Source organism: Paracoccus jiaweipingae, from assembly GCF_044335505.1.
Taxonomy (GTDB): domain Bacteria; phylum Pseudomonadota; class Alphaproteobacteria; order Rhodobacterales; family Rhodobacteraceae; genus Paracoccus.
Genome location: NZ_JBISBS010000001.1, coordinates 119,860 through 133,232, shown reverse-complemented (window position 1 = coordinate 133,232; position 13,373 = coordinate 119,860). Strand labels below are relative to the sequence as shown.

At 66.1% G+C, this 13,373-nt stretch carries 12 protein-coding genes; 6 read left to right on the top strand and 6 right to left on the bottom strand.

Annotated elements, in window-relative coordinates:
• Positions 1 to 85: 85 nt before the first annotated feature.
• Positions 86 to 559 carry a DUF2244 domain-containing protein gene (locus ACFXP9_RS00745; RefSeq protein ID WP_397207725.1) on the top strand — a complete coding sequence of 158 codons (474 nt, stop codon included), beginning with the start codon at positions 86 to 88 and terminating at the stop codon, positions 557 to 559.
• 68 nt (positions 560 to 627) lie between these two features.
• Here the strand turns inward: ACFXP9_RS00745 and ACFXP9_RS00740 are convergent, their stop codons facing one another.
• Together ACFXP9_RS00740 and ACFXP9_RS00735 are read right to left on the bottom strand one after the other, a co-directional pair.
• Complete coding sequence (locus ACFXP9_RS00740; protein WP_397207723.1) at positions 628 to 810, bottom strand: DUF3008 family protein; 183 nt, start codon at positions 808 to 810, stop codon at positions 628 to 630.
• A gap of 71 nt (positions 811 to 881) precedes the next feature.
• Positions 882 to 1,343, bottom strand: coding sequence for a GatB/YqeY domain-containing protein (locus tag ACFXP9_RS00735; protein WP_397209977.1), 462 nt, complete (start codon positions 1,341 to 1,343; stop codon positions 882 to 884).
• A 140-nt stretch (positions 1,344 to 1,483) separates the two neighbouring features.
• Between ACFXP9_RS00735 and carA the strand changes: the two genes are divergently transcribed.
• Together carA and ACFXP9_RS00725 are read left to right on the top strand one after the other, a co-directional pair.
• A complete protein-coding gene (gene carA, locus ACFXP9_RS00730) occupies positions 1,484 to 2,632 on the top strand; it encodes a glutamine-hydrolyzing carbamoyl-phosphate synthase small subunit (RefSeq protein ID WP_397207721.1) in 1,149 nt (382 codons plus the stop codon).
• 73 nt (positions 2,633 to 2,705) lie between these two features.
• Entirely contained in the window at positions 2,706 to 4,793 is a 2,088-nt protein-coding gene (locus ACFXP9_RS00725) for a glycosyltransferase (RefSeq protein WP_397207719.1), read from the top strand.
• Between the two features lie 105 nt (positions 4,794 to 4,898).
• Here ACFXP9_RS00725 and ACFXP9_RS00720 read toward each other — a convergent pair whose 3' ends face one another.
• Positions 4,899 to 7,733: a [protein-PII] uridylyltransferase family protein gene (locus ACFXP9_RS00720; RefSeq protein ID WP_397207717.1), complete on the bottom strand. Its 2,835-nt coding sequence runs from the start codon at positions 7,731 to 7,733 to the stop codon at positions 4,899 to 4,901.
• A gap of 309 nt (positions 7,734 to 8,042) precedes the next feature.
• Here ACFXP9_RS00720 and ACFXP9_RS00715 point away from each other — a divergent pair, with 309 nt between their 5' ends.
• The 3 genes from ACFXP9_RS00715 to ilvN all read left to right on the top strand — a co-directional run bounded on the left by ACFXP9_RS00715 (position 8,043) and on the right by ilvN (position 11,396).
• Complete coding sequence (locus ACFXP9_RS00715; protein ID WP_397207715.1) at positions 8,043 to 8,891, top strand: arginyltransferase; 849 nt, start codon at positions 8,043 to 8,045, stop codon at positions 8,889 to 8,891.
• 175 nt (positions 8,892 to 9,066) lie between these two features.
• Positions 9,067 to 10,821: an acetolactate synthase 3 large subunit gene (locus tag ACFXP9_RS00710; protein WP_397207713.1), complete on the top strand. Its 1,755-nt coding sequence runs from the start codon at positions 9,067 to 9,069 to the stop codon at positions 10,819 to 10,821.
• A gap of 17 nt (positions 10,822 to 10,838) precedes the next feature.
• The gene (ilvN, locus tag ACFXP9_RS00705; RefSeq protein ID WP_397207710.1) at positions 10,839 to 11,396 is read left to right on the top strand and encodes an acetolactate synthase small subunit; all 558 of its coding nucleotides are present in this window, start codon (positions 10,839 to 10,841) and stop codon (positions 11,394 to 11,396) included.
• Between the two features lie 181 nt (positions 11,397 to 11,577).
• Here ilvN and ACFXP9_RS00700 read toward each other — a convergent pair whose 3' ends face one another.
• From ACFXP9_RS00700 to ACFXP9_RS00690, 3 genes are all read right to left on the bottom strand, one after another.
• Positions 11,578 to 11,931, bottom strand: a complete 354-nt coding sequence (locus ACFXP9_RS00700) for a hypothetical protein (protein ID WP_397207708.1) — start codon at positions 11,929 to 11,931, stop codon at positions 11,578 to 11,580.
• Positions 11,932 to 12,260: 329 nt separating this feature from the next.
• Positions 12,261 to 13,013: a M48 family metalloprotease gene (locus ACFXP9_RS00695; protein WP_397207706.1), complete on the bottom strand. Its 753-nt coding sequence runs from the start codon at positions 13,011 to 13,013 to the stop codon at positions 12,261 to 12,263.
• Positions 13,014 to 13,100: 87 nt separating this feature from the next.
• The gene (locus ACFXP9_RS00690) at positions 13,101 to 13,355 is read right to left on the bottom strand and encodes a DUF167 domain-containing protein (protein WP_397207704.1); all 255 of its coding nucleotides are present in this window, start codon (positions 13,353 to 13,355) and stop codon (positions 13,101 to 13,103) included.
• Positions 13,356 to 13,373: the final 18 nt, after the last annotated feature.

Below are 13,373 nucleotides of genomic sequence, written 5' to 3'. Positions count from 1 at the left end.
GTCTGCGGCCGTTTCCCATCCACCGACATCCCAACACCCAACTGACGGCCCCGGCACGACCACACCACCGGATCAGGTCATAGCTTTGCTGGAACTGTGGCCGCACCGCTCGCTGCCGATGCGCGGCTTCGTCTGGGTGATCGCCCTGACCGCTGGCGCGCTGGCGCTGCCCCTGCTGGCGGTGACGGGGTCGGCGGTCTGGTGGGGCCTGCTGCCCTTCGCGCTGCTGACCATCTGGGGCCTGTGGTTCGCGCTGATGCGCAGCTATCGCGCCGCCACCCTGTCCGAGACGCTGGTGATGACCCGCGACCGCCTCAGCCTGCGCCGCCATGACCCGGGCCGCGCTGACCGCATCTGGCACGCCAACCCCTATTGGGTCCGCAGCCAGATCCGCCCCGGCCCGGTCGAAGATTACCTGACCCTGACCGATGGCCAGCGCGAGGTCGAACTTGGTGCTTTCCTCTCACCCCCGGAAAGGCTCGACCTGCATCACAGCCTTTGCCGCGCGCTTGCCTGCGCCAATGGCCTCGCTTCTGTCCCAAATACCTTCCGGGGGTGAATGGCCGCAGGCCAGAGGGGGCGGAAAGCCCCCGCCCCAGCTTTCAGCTTACCCAAGCCATCCGGCTGTCAATCCACGTGTTCGGGCAGATCATCCAGAGGGGTGGATGCCATCTCTTCCAGCTCGGCCTCGGTCATGCTGTCATACATATCCCGCGACGCGCCCTGCAAATCGCCCGGCTTGCCCCCGCCGCGTTTGGCGGCCAATGCCGCGCCTGCGGCGCGCTGCTGTGCCTTCGATTTCGCCTTCATCGTGCTTTCCCCCTCAAAAACGCAAAACGCCCCCGCAGGCAGGGGCGTTCCGTCTGCGTCTCAAAAGCGGATCAGATCAGCTTTTCCTTCACCATCGGCCCGACCGCGCCGAAATCCATCTGTCCGGCATGGCGGGCCTTCAGTTCCGCCATCACCCGGCCCATGTCACGGATTGAACTGGCGCCCAGATCGGCCACCACCTTGTCGACCGCGGCGCGGGTTTCCTCGGGCGACATCTGGCGGGGCAGAAACTCTTGAATCACCCCGATCTCGGCGGTTTCCTTTTCCGCCAGTTCCAGCCGCCCGCCCTCCTCATAGGCTTTGGCCGATTCCTGGCGCTGCTTGACCATGCGCGACAAAATCGCGACCAGCCCGGCCTCGGACAGTTCGGTCTCGTCGCTGCCCTCGCTGCGGGCGGCGATCTCGCGGTCCTTGATCGCGGCCCCGATCAGGCGCAGCGTGGACAGCCGCGCACTGTCCTTGGCCTTCATCGCATCCTTGGTGGCAGCGGAAATCCGGCTCTTCAGGTCCATGTTCAGCCCTCTTGCAATGGCAAAGCCGTCCGATAGCGCAGCCATGCCGCCCTATCAACCCACCGTCCCGGCCCAAGTTCCAACTTGACCCACGGCTGCGGCTTCTCTACCTAACCACAGATTTAATCCAAAGGTGACCCATGGCGAACAAACCCACCGCCTGCCTCGCGCTTGCCGATGGCACGATCTTTTACGGTCAGGGCTTCGGCGCTACGGGCGAAACCGTGGCTGAACTGGTATTCAACACCGCGATGACCGGCTATCAGGAAATCATGACCGACCCGTCCTATGCCGGTCAGGTGGTGACCTTCACCTTCCCCCATATCGGCAATACCGGCGTCACCGCGCTGGATGACGAGGCCCCCAATCCGGTCGCCAGCGGAATCGTGGTGAAATGGGACCCGACCCAGCCGTCGAACTGGCGCGCGACCGGCGATCTGGTCGGCTGGATGACCCGCAATGGCCGCATCGGCATTGGCGGGGTCGACACCCGCCGCCTGACCCGCGCCATCCGCCAGCAAGGCGCGCCGCATGTGGTTCTGGCCCATGACCCCGACGGCAATTTCAACATCGGGGCGCTGGTCGCCAGGGCCCGCGACTGGTCGGGGCTGGTGGGTCTGGATCTGGCCAAAACCGTGACCTGCGCGCAAAGCTATACCTGGGACGAAGGTCTGTGGCAGTGGCCCGACAGCTTTCAGCGTCCGCAGACCGACCGCCCCTTCCGCGTCGTCGCCGTCGATTACGGCGCGAAACGCAATATCCTGCGCTCTCTGGCGCATGTCGGGGCCGATATTACCGTGCTGCCGGCGTCCTCCACCGCCGAGGAGGTTCTGGCCCACAACCCCGAGGGCGTGTTCCTGTCCAACGGTCCCGGCGACCCCGCAGCGACGGGCGAATACGCGGTGCCGATGATTCGCGACCTGCTGGACCGGGATCTGCCGGTCTTTGGCATCTGCCTTGGCCACCAGATGCTGGCGCTGGCCCTTGGCGCGCAGACGATCAAGATGGGCCACGGCCATCACGGCGCCAACCACCCGGTGCGTGAGAACGAGACCGGCAAGGTCGAGATCACCTCGATGAACCACGGCTTCGCGGTCGATTCGCAAACCCTGCCCGAGGGCGTGATCGAAACCCATGTCAGCCTGTTCGACGGCAGCAATTGCGGTATCCGCATGGCGGATCGCCCGGTTTTCTCGGTCCAGTATCACCCCGAGGCCGCGCCCGGCCCGCAGGACAGCGCCTATCTGTTCCAGCGCTTTGCCGATGCGATGGCGGCGCGTCGCGGATAATCGCCACGCGTTAACCGGTTCTTAAGACCTTCTGTGCCAAGCCTTTCCGGTGACGACCCGGAAAGGCTTTTTCATGCGCGCCCTTCAAACCGCCGATTCGCAGCCCGCCGAACGCCCGGCCAACTGGCCGGCCACGCCCGCGCTGCACAGCATCAGCGCCGACAACGCGCATCTTCACCGGTCCAGCGCCACTGACCTGACCCAGCGTGACCAGCGGGTTCTGGGCCAGATCTTGCTGGATCAGGGGGCGGTCGATCCGCGCAACCTGATGCGCGCCGTCCTGCTGCGCCGGCACGAGGCCGCGCTGCTGGGGGAAATCCTGCTGGCCAATAACTGGGTGTCCGAGGCGGATCTGTCGCGCGCCCTGTCCCGGCAATGGCGCACGACCGAGGTTGACCTTCAGGCCACGCCCCCCGACCCGCGCCTGATCGACGCCGCCGGTCCCGACCTGTGTCTGGCGCGCGGCGTGGTGCCATGGCGGCGCGTCGGCGGGGTCACCTATGTCGCCACTTCGCGGCCCGATACATTCGCCGCCACGCGCCCGCTGCTGCCGGCCAGCTTTGGGCAGGTGCGGATGCTGCTATGCACCGAAACCCAGCAACGTCAGGCGGTGCTGGCCACGCGCCGTATCGCCCTGATCCGGCAGGCCGAAACCCGCGTGCCCCCCGGCCTCAGCTGTCGCACCAGCAACCCCGGTCGCAGCAGCCGCATCGCCGCCGCCATCGCGGCAACGCTGGCGCTGGGGTTGTGGCTGGCACCTGCGTTTCTGGTCGCGGCACTGGCGCTGTGGGCGGGGGTGACCCTGCTGGGGCAGACGGTGCTGAAACTGCTGGCCTTCCACAAGACCCGGCAGGCGCAGTGCCAGACCCCGCCCGATCCGCACCCCCCGCTGGACACCGTCACATTGCCACGCATCTCGGTCATGGTGCCGCTGTTTGCCGAAAGCGATGTGGCCGGCAAGCTGGTCAGGCGGCTGTCAGGGTTAACCTATCCACGCGAACTGACCGATATCCTGCTGGTGGTCGAGGAAACCGACCAGATGACCCGCGAGGCGCTGCGCGGCGCCACCCTGCCGCGCTGGATGCGGGTGGTGATCGTGCCCGATGGCCCGGTCAAGACCAAACCGCGGGCGCTGAACTACGCGCTGAATTTCTGTCGCGGCGATATTATCGGCATCTGGGATGCCGAGGATCGCCCCGAACCCGACCAGTTGCACAAGGTCGCCCACCGTTTCGCCCATGCCCCGGCCGACGTTGCCTGCCTGCAAGGCGCGCTGGATTTCTATAATCCGCGCACCAACTGGCTGGCACGGTGCTTTACCGCCGAATATGCGTCATGGTTCCGCGCCAACCTGCCGGGTGTGGCGCGGCTGGGTCTGGTGGTGCCCCTTGGCGGCACGACCCTGTTCTTCCGCCGCCCGATGATCGAGGCGGCGGGCGGCTGGGATGCGTGGAACGTGACCGAGGATGCCGATCTTGGCGTGCGTCTGGCCCGCATGGGCTGGCGAACCGAGATTCTGGACACCACCACCCATGAAGAGGCCAATTGCCGCGCCCTGCCCTGGGTCAAACAACGCTCGCGCTGGATCAAGGGCTATGCAATGACTTGGGGGGTCCATATGCGCAACCCCGCACAGCTGTGGCGCGAATTGGGGGCGAAACGCTTTATCGCCTTCCAGTTCCAGTTCCTTGGCACCCTGACCCAATACCTGCTGGCCCCCCTGATGTGGAGCTTTTGGCTGATCCTGCTTGGCCTGCCCCACCCGCTGGACCCGTTTCTGGCCACTTCCGGCGGGCAGATCGCGCTTAAGCTGTTGACGGTTTTGTTCGTGACCTCGGAACTGGTCAATCTGGCGGTGGGCCTGTGGGCGACACGCGGACCGGCGCATCGTCATCTGTGGCCGTGGGTGCCCACGCTGCATATCTATCACCCGCTTGGCTGTCTGGCCGGCTGGAAAGCCATTTACGAGGTGGTGACCAAACCCTTCTATTGGGACAAGACCGCGCATGGACTGTTCGACGCCTGCGAAGAGCAGCCCCCGACCGCTGACCATCCCGGCGTGACCCCGGTGCCGTTGCATGGCGCGGTCGCAAACCCTGCCGGTCTGGGCCCTGACGACACACCCGGCCTCAGCCTGCCTGTTCTGGGTCAGGTCGGTTAGGGGGCTGGCCGCGCGATGCCGGACCCCGCTGCATTGCCCCTCCCCATCGCCCGGCGCGATGCGGGCTCAGGCCGCTTCTGGTCGGCGGTCAGATGCGGCCGGGGCTTAGTCCGGCTGTGCCGGCGCAGCTTCCAGAACCGATTCGATAATCTGCGCAGCAGCCTGTTCCATCCCGCGCAGCCGTGCCGCAAGATCGGCCAGATCGTCGCAGCCAGTTTGCCGCAACAGGAAATCACGCCCATCGCTGCCCAGATGTTCGGCATCCAGCGCCTCGCTGCTCAGCAAACGGGCCGCCGCCTGCACCTCCCAGAACAGCCGCCGGGCCGAGGTCAGTTGCCCGATCTGCGCCGCATCCAGCAACCCCGCGGCCTTGCCCGCCCGCAATTGCGCCAGCGCCGAACGCCCCGGTTTTGCCGCCCGCAGCGCACAGGCCTGCGCCATCAGGTCGATATCCTGCAACCGCCCCGGCCCGGTCTTGACCTCCAGCGGGCCGGCTTCGGGCTTGGCCGCGAAAATGCGCTGCCGCATATCGGCCAGATCCGGCAGCACCCGCGCGCCGGCACCGTGTGCGGCCATCACCTCTATCCGCAGCGCCTCGATATCCTGCATCAGCGTCGGCGCAGCCACCCCGCAACCGGCAATCGGGCGGGCGCGGGTCAGGGCAAGATGCTCCCATGTCCAGGCCTCGGTCATCTGATAGGACCGGAACGATTGCAGCGAGGTCGCCACCGGTCCCTGCCGCCCCGATGGGCGCAGCCGCATATCGACCTCGAAGATCCGCCCTTCGGCGGTGGGGGCCGACAGCGCGGTGATGATGGCCTGCGTCAGGCGCGCATAATAAGCCCGCGCCGCCAATGGCTTGGCGCCATACGATTCGGCGCTGGCCTCGGCGTCATAAATCACGATCAGGTCCAGATCCGAGGCCGCGTTCAGCTGCCGCGCCCCCAGCGACCCCATACCCAGAACCGCACATCCCCGCCCCGGCGGTGTGCCGTGACGTTGGGCGAAATGACGCGCCGCCAGCGGCACCAGCGCCCGGATCGCCGCATCCGCGATATCGGCATATTGCGCGCCCAGTTCCTCGGCATCGACCAGCCCGCGCAGGTGATGCACGCCGACGCGAAACTGCCATTCATGCGCCCATCGCCGCGCCGTATCAAGCGCTTTCTCATAGCCGCCATTGGGCGCGGTCATCGCGGTGTCCAGCGCCCGGTCCAGCGCCTGCGTCAGCTCATCCGCGCCCGGCCACGGGTCAAAGAAACTGCCGCCCAGGACCGCGTCCAGAACCGCCGGATGCTGCGACAGGTAATGCGCCAGCCCCGGCGCGGTGGCGCAGATATCGACCAGCAGGTCGATCAGTTGCGGATTGGCTTCGAACAGCGAAAAGATCTGCACCCCGGCGGGCAGCGCGGCCAGAAACGCGTCGAACCGGGTCAGCGTGCCAGCCGGATCGGCGCCGCGCGCGATACGGCGCAGCAATTGCGGTTCGATCCGGCGAAAGATCTGGCGGGCGCGGTCGGACCGGAACGCGGCATAGCGGGGCCAGTTCGCGATCAGCGCCTCGCTGTGATCGTCCATCTGCGGGCGGGCATCGCCCGTTTCGTCGGGGGCAAAAAAGGTGCCGGTCAGCTTTTCCACCGCCTCCAGCCGCTGATGCAGGGCGCGCATCCAGACGCCGGTATCAGCCTGCCCCATCATCCGGGCGATATTGTCCAGCCCCTCGGCGCTGGTGGGCAGGCGGTGGGTCTGGGCATCATTCACCATTTGCACGCGATGCTCGATGTCGCGGTGCTGGCGGTAATGATCGGTCAGCGCCTGCGCCACGGCCTCGGGCAGCCAGCCCTTGCGGGCCAGCGCAGCCAGCCCCCCGACCGTGCCGCGCACCCGCAATTCGGGGTCGCGGCCGCCAGCGATCAGTTGCCGGGTCTGGGTAAAGAACTCGATCTCGCGGATGCCGCCCTGGCCCAGCTTCATGTCATGGCCGGGGATGTCTATGCGCCCGTGCAGGCCCTTATGGTCGCGGATGCGCAGCCGCATGTCATGGGCGTCCTGAATGGCCGCGAAATCAAGGTGGCGGCGCCAGACAAAAGGCCGCAACTCCTCAAGGAACCGCCCCCCCGCCGCCAGATCGCCCGCGCAGGGCCGCGCCTTGATATAGGCGGCGCGTTCCCATGTCCGGCCCTCGGCCTCGTAATAGGCCAGCGCGGCACTGGCCGAAATGCAGACCGGCGTGACCGAGGCATCGGGCCGCAGCCGCAGATCGGTGCGAAACACATAGCCATCCGCCGTCAGGTCCGACAGCGTCGCCGCGGCCTTGCGGGTGGCGCGGATCAGCGCGGCGCGGGCCTCCATCCGGTCGGCGCTGTCATAGGCGGCATCGTCAAACAGCACGATCAGGTCGATATCCGAGGAATAGTTCAGCTCGCCCGCGCCCATCTTGCCCATGGCCAGCGCGAACAGGCCGGCGGCATCGGCATCGCTGTCAGGCAGCTTGCCGCGCCGGGCCTCGGCGGCGATATGCAGGCGCAGCGCCTGATCGGCGGCGCGGTCGCCCAACAGGGTCAGCGCCCCGGTGACCTGTTCCAGCGTCCACACCCCCCCCAGATCGGCCAGCGCCGCAAACAGCGCGATCCGCCGCTTGGCCCGGCGCAGGGCGGCACCCAGCGCATCGGCATCATCAATGCTGCTGTTGCGGCCGGTTTCATCGTCCAGCAGCGCGGTGACCGCCTGCGCACCGGCATAGGCGGGGTTGGTCAGCGCCTGCGCCAGCCAGTCGGCCTCGGTCGATATCAGGCCGGTCAGATAGGGGCTGCACCCGGCGGACCCGGCGATCAGGTCGCGAATGGCGGGGTCCAGCGCGGCAAAGGGCGCGGCGGCGGCGGTGCCACGGGCGGCATCAAAAGGGATGGGCTGGCGGGTGATGGCGGATGCAAAGCTCATGCCGGAACAGTTAGCCAGCCCGCGCCAGCCGTCAATCGGGATTATCATGTCACCCGCGGGCCGCTGCCCGACCGCGACGGGCAGGGCGACGGCCCGGTCAGGCGGCCAAAGCGGGACCGGGCGGCGACCGGCAACATGTTGACGGGGCGGCAAATTTACCAAAAGCCGCCATGATGGCTTGGCCTGTGGCAACGGGGCTGATAGGGTTTTGGGGAACAGGACCATGAAACAGCCCGGCGCGGGGCGGTAATCGCATGACGCCACAGCCATTCCACCCTGCCCGAGCCGCGTTTCTGCCGGAGACTTCTCATGCGTCATAGCCTGCCCAATGCGCCGCAATTCTATGTCACGGCCCCGCAGCCCTGCCCCTATCTGCATGGCCGGGCCGAACGGAAACTGTTCACCGCGCTTGAGGGGGACGAGGCTGTCAGCCTGAACAACGCGCTGTCGCGGCAGGGCTTTCGCCGGTCGCAAAATGTGCTGTATCGCCCCAGTTGCGAAAGCTGTGTCGCCTGTATGTCGGCGCGCATCCGGGTGGCCGATTTCCAGCCCTCGCGCAGCCAGCGCCGGGTGTGGCGGCGCAATGCCGACCTGAACCGGCTGGCCACCAGCGCCTGGGCCACGGATGAACAATATGACCTGTTCCGCGCCTATCTGGACCATCGTCACGCCGATGGCGGCATGGCCGATATGGACGTGTTCGAATTCGCCGCCATGATCGAGGAAACCCCCGTCCGCACCCGCGTCGTCGAATACCGCAGCGCGGATCCGACCGACCGCGCCACCCGCACCGGCCTGCACCCGCCGGGCGGTGCGGCGCTGAACGCGGTCTGTCTGACCGATGTTCTGGATGACGGGGTCAGTCTGGTTTACAGCTTTTTTGACCCCAGCCAGCAGGATCGCAGCTTTGGCACCTATATGATCCTTGACCATATCGACATGGCGCGCGCCGCTGGCCTGCCCTATGTCTATCTGGGTTACTGGGTGCCGGGCAGCCGCAAGATGGCCTATAAGGCGCGGTTCAGCGCGCTTGAAATCTATAAGGGCGGGGTCTGGCAGGATATTGGCGACCCGCAATCCCATTCCGGCGAGGCGCATCCGCTGTCGGTCCCGCCGATTGTCGAGCAGGTTGCAAAAATCGCACTGCCGCTGCGATAGACGGACTGACGGATTTTATTGCTGCAAATCCCGCATTTCAGTAATTTTATTTCAAAAAAACGTCCTTCAGCGTCATTTTTCCGCCAAATCCCCGTTGACCCTGCCGGATGCTGGCCCTAATTTGCGGCGACGCAGCGGGAACGGCCCGCGCGCGCAAGCAATTGGGAGAGCGCATATGTCCCGAGAGATGACGGGTGCAAGAATGGTGGTCGAAGCCTTGCGGGATCAGGGTGTCGACACGGTATTCGGCTATCCGGGCGGGGCGGTTCTGCCGATTTACGACGAGATTTTCCAGCAAAACGACATTCAGCATATTCTGGTGCGCCACGAACAGGGCGCCGTCCACATGGCCGAGGGCTATGCCCGCGCGACCGGCAAGCCGGGGGTGGTGCTGGTGACCTCGGGTCCCGGCGCGACCAATGCGGTGACCGGGCTGACCGACGCCCTGCTGGATTCGATCCCGCTGGTGGTGTTGTCGGGTCAGGTGCCGACCTTCATGATCGGCACCGATGGCTTCCAGGAGGCCGACACCATCGGCATCACCCGCCCCTGCACCAAGCATAACTGGCTGGTCAAGGACACCGCCGATCTGGCCGCGACCATCCACAAGGGGTTTCACGTCGCCACCAGCGGCCGCCCCGGCCCGGTGCTGATCGACATTCCAAAGGATGTGCAATTCGCCACCGCCGGTTATGTCGGGCCGCGCCAGATCGCGGCGCCGCGTTATCAGCCGGTGCGCAAGGGCGATATCGGGGCCATCACCCGGCTGGCCGAACTGATGGAAAAGGCCGAACGTCCGGTGTTTTACACCGGCGGCGGCGTGATCAATTCCGGCCCCGCCGCCAGCCAGCTGCTGCGCGAGCTGGTGGATGCCACCGGGTTCCCCGTCACCTCGACCCTGATGGGGCTGGGGGCGTATCCGGCCAGCGGCAAGGGCTGGCTGGGGATGCTGGGGATGCATGGCCTGTACGAGGCCAATATGGCCATGCATGGCTGTGACCTGATGATCAATATCGGCGCCCGCTTTGACGACCGCATCACCGGGCGGGTGGCCGATTTCAGCCCCGGTTCGGTCAAGGTTCATGTCGATATCGACCCGTCCAGCATCAACAAGGTGATCCATGTCGACCTGCCCATCGTTGGCGATGTCGGTCATGTGCTTGAGGATCTGCTGAAGGTCTGGAAGGCGCGCGGGCGCAAGACCAACGCCAAAGCACTGGCCGATTGGTGGAACCGGATCGAGGACTGGCGCAAGGTCGATTGCCTTGGTTTTCGCAACAGCGACAGCGTGATCAAACCGCAATACGCGCTGCAACGTCTGGATGCGCTGACCCGCGACATGGACCGCTATGTCACCACCGAGGTCGGCCAGCACCAGATGTGGGCGGCGCAATTCCTGAATTTCGACCAGCCGAACCGCTGGATGACCTCGGGCGGGCTGGGGACGATGGGCTATGGCCTGCCGGCCAGTATCGGCGTGCAGGTGGCGCATCCGCAGGCGCTGGTGATCAACGTCGCCGGCGATGCAAGCTGGCTGATGAACATGCAGGAAATGGGCACCGCGGTTCAGTTCCGCGCCCCGGTCAAGCAGTTCATCCTGAACAATGAACGCCTTGGAATGGTGCGCCAGTGGCAGCAATTGCTGCATGGCGAACGCTACAGCCAAAGCTGGTCGGAAAGCCTGCCCGATTTTGTCAAACTGGCCGAGGCGTTCGGCTGTAAGGGCCGCGTGGTCAGCGACCCGGCGGAACTGGACGATGCCATCCGCGAGATGATCGAATATGACGGGCCGTTCATTCTGGATGTGCTGGTGGAAAAGCACGAAAACTGCTTCCCCATGATCCCGTCGGGCAAACCCCATAACGAAATGCTGCTTGGCGAGGCCAGCACCGAAGGCGCCATTGGCGACAGCGGCGCGGTTCTGGTCTGAGGAGGGAGAGACGCATCATGGCACTGACCATTCATCACGGCGCAAGCAGCCATTCCGCCTATGACCTGCGCGACCCCAATGCGCAGGTCGAGGAACGGCACACGCTGGCCGTTCTGGTCGATAACGAGGCCGGCGTTCTGGCCCGCGTGATCGGCCTGTTTTCGGGGCGCGGTTACAATATCGACAGCCTGACCGTGGCCGAGGTCGACCATCTGGGCCACCGCTCCCGCATTACCATCGTCACCCGTGGCACGCCTGCGGTGATCGAACAGATCAAGGCCCAGCTTGGCCGTATCGTCCCCGTCCACGAGGTTCACGACCTGACCGTCGAAGGCCCCTCGGTGGAACGCGAACTGGGGCTGTTCAAGGTCGCCGGCAAGGGCGAGGCCCGCGTCGAGGCCCTGCGCATCGCCGAGATCTTTCGCGCCAATGTCGTTGATTCCACGCTGCAAAGTTTCGTGTTCGAAATGACCGGCACCCCGGAAAAGCTGGACGCTTTCGCGGAACTGATGCGCCCGCTGGGGCTGGAGGAAATCGCCCGCACCGGCGTGGCGGCGCTGGCGCGCGGGGCCTGACCCCACCCGGCCATAAACCAGCCCGGACAGACAAAAGCCGCCCCCGGCCGGGGCGGCTTTTTCAGGTCGCGGGCATGGCGGGCGCGGGGGAACATGCCGGGGCCATGCTATCGCAGCGGCGGGTCAGTCCGCCCGCCAGCCGCCCCGGTTCAGGGGCGCGCGGGCCGGGGCGGCGGCGTGATCAGCCGCCGATGGCACAGGCCGCGCGCAGGCCATGCGCGTCGCGGTCTGCATCCGGTGCGGTATTGTTGACCACCACCCGCAAATGCGCGGCGGGGCGGGCCTGATCGGCGGCGCCCATCAGGATTTCGGGCAGTTCGGGACAGGATTGTTCGCGATACATCCGAACGGTGGTGGCACAGCGCAGCGCCCCGCGGGTTTCGGTTTCAAGTTCCAGCATATCGCCCGGCTGGGGCCAGCACATTTGGCCTTGCAGCACATCCGTTCCCTGAAGATAGGCCAGCGCACCCTGATCTTCGCACCAGATCACGGCTTTTTGCCTTGGTTCGCTGCTCCAGACGACGACTCCGATCATCGTTATTCCTTCCTGTCCCCCATCGCCCGCCGGCACGATGGCCCGGCAAGGCCCTGTTTCAATCAACCATAGGTGGACCCAAGCAGAGCGCAAGGCAAAATTAACCCTAAAGTAACATTCTTGTGCGGGCTGTTGCGCACCGTCATTTCACATCCCGCGGGGCGTCGCGGCGGGGGCATTTCGGATCTGAACCAAAAAGACAAAAAAGCCGGAATATCCGCGAAAATGGCGCAGGCAAATCGCACCATTCCTTTCCGTAGGGTCACCCGACCGGCGCGCAGCCCGGCAACCCCGTCGTGACAATAATGTCACATTTCCCGCAGCTGACCTTAGCGCACGCGCCCCGACGCCAGGTCGTCAACCGCCCGCCGCACCTGCGTCTGGCGATCCGCACGCGCGGGGTGGCTGCCCAGAATATGGTTTCCGGGGTCGGGGATTCGGTCAAAGAACCGGGCGCCGTTGACCGGGTCGAACCCGGCGCGGCGGGCAATGATGGCGCCCAGATAATCTGCCTCCAGCTCCCACCCTTTGCTGTAATAGCGGCTGGCGACGCGGGCGCCGATATTCTGCGCCCCTTCGATCACCACCACATTGCCGCCGCCCGCCGCCGCAAGCCCGCCCAGAACCACCGCACCCACCGTGGCCCGGCGGGCCTTTTGCCCCAGATGGTTCAGGATGTGATGCGAGGCCTCGTGCCCGACGACAAAGGCCAGTTCGTCAGGGTTCCGGGCCTCTCCGATCAGGGCGAGGGTAAAGCCGATCAGCGGCCGCCCCTGCGCATCGACGGTCTGAAAGGCATTCAGCGGCTCGCCGGGGCGGTCATCGACGACAAAGGCGAAATCGCAATTGATCGGCGTTGTGCGGCGGGCCAGACACTCGCGCTCGATCGCGGGTTCCATGCGGCGGATGACCTGAACGAACATCCGCGCGGCCCCTGCCGGGTTTTGCGGCATCCCCGGCGTGGCGGAAATCGGCACCCCTTCGGGCTGGGGCATCGGCAGGCCGCCGGTTTGGGGCTGCGGCACCCCACAGCCGGCCAGCGCCAGCATTGCCGCCACAGTGATTCCCCGCACCATCCGCATCGCACACCCCCGATCCGCTTGCCGCAGATTTACCCTGTTGCCGCCCCCGGCGCCACCATTCAAAGGGGCGTGCCCCGGTCGCGCGCCTTATTGTGACAGGCGAAAACACTTGTCGCGCGCGCCCGCGCCCCGGATCAGCACCAGACGCGTCTTGGCCACCCCCAGCGCCCTGGCCAGCAGCTTTTGCACGGCGGCATTGGCCTTGCCCCCCTCGGGGACGGTGGTGACATAGACGCGGATGCCGCCGGCCTCATCCAGCTGCACGGCATTGCGCGCGGCTTTGGGGGTCACGCGGACGGTGATCTCGGCGCCGGGTTGCGCCAGATGGGACAGATCGGTCATGGTGGCCGCAGTTTCGGT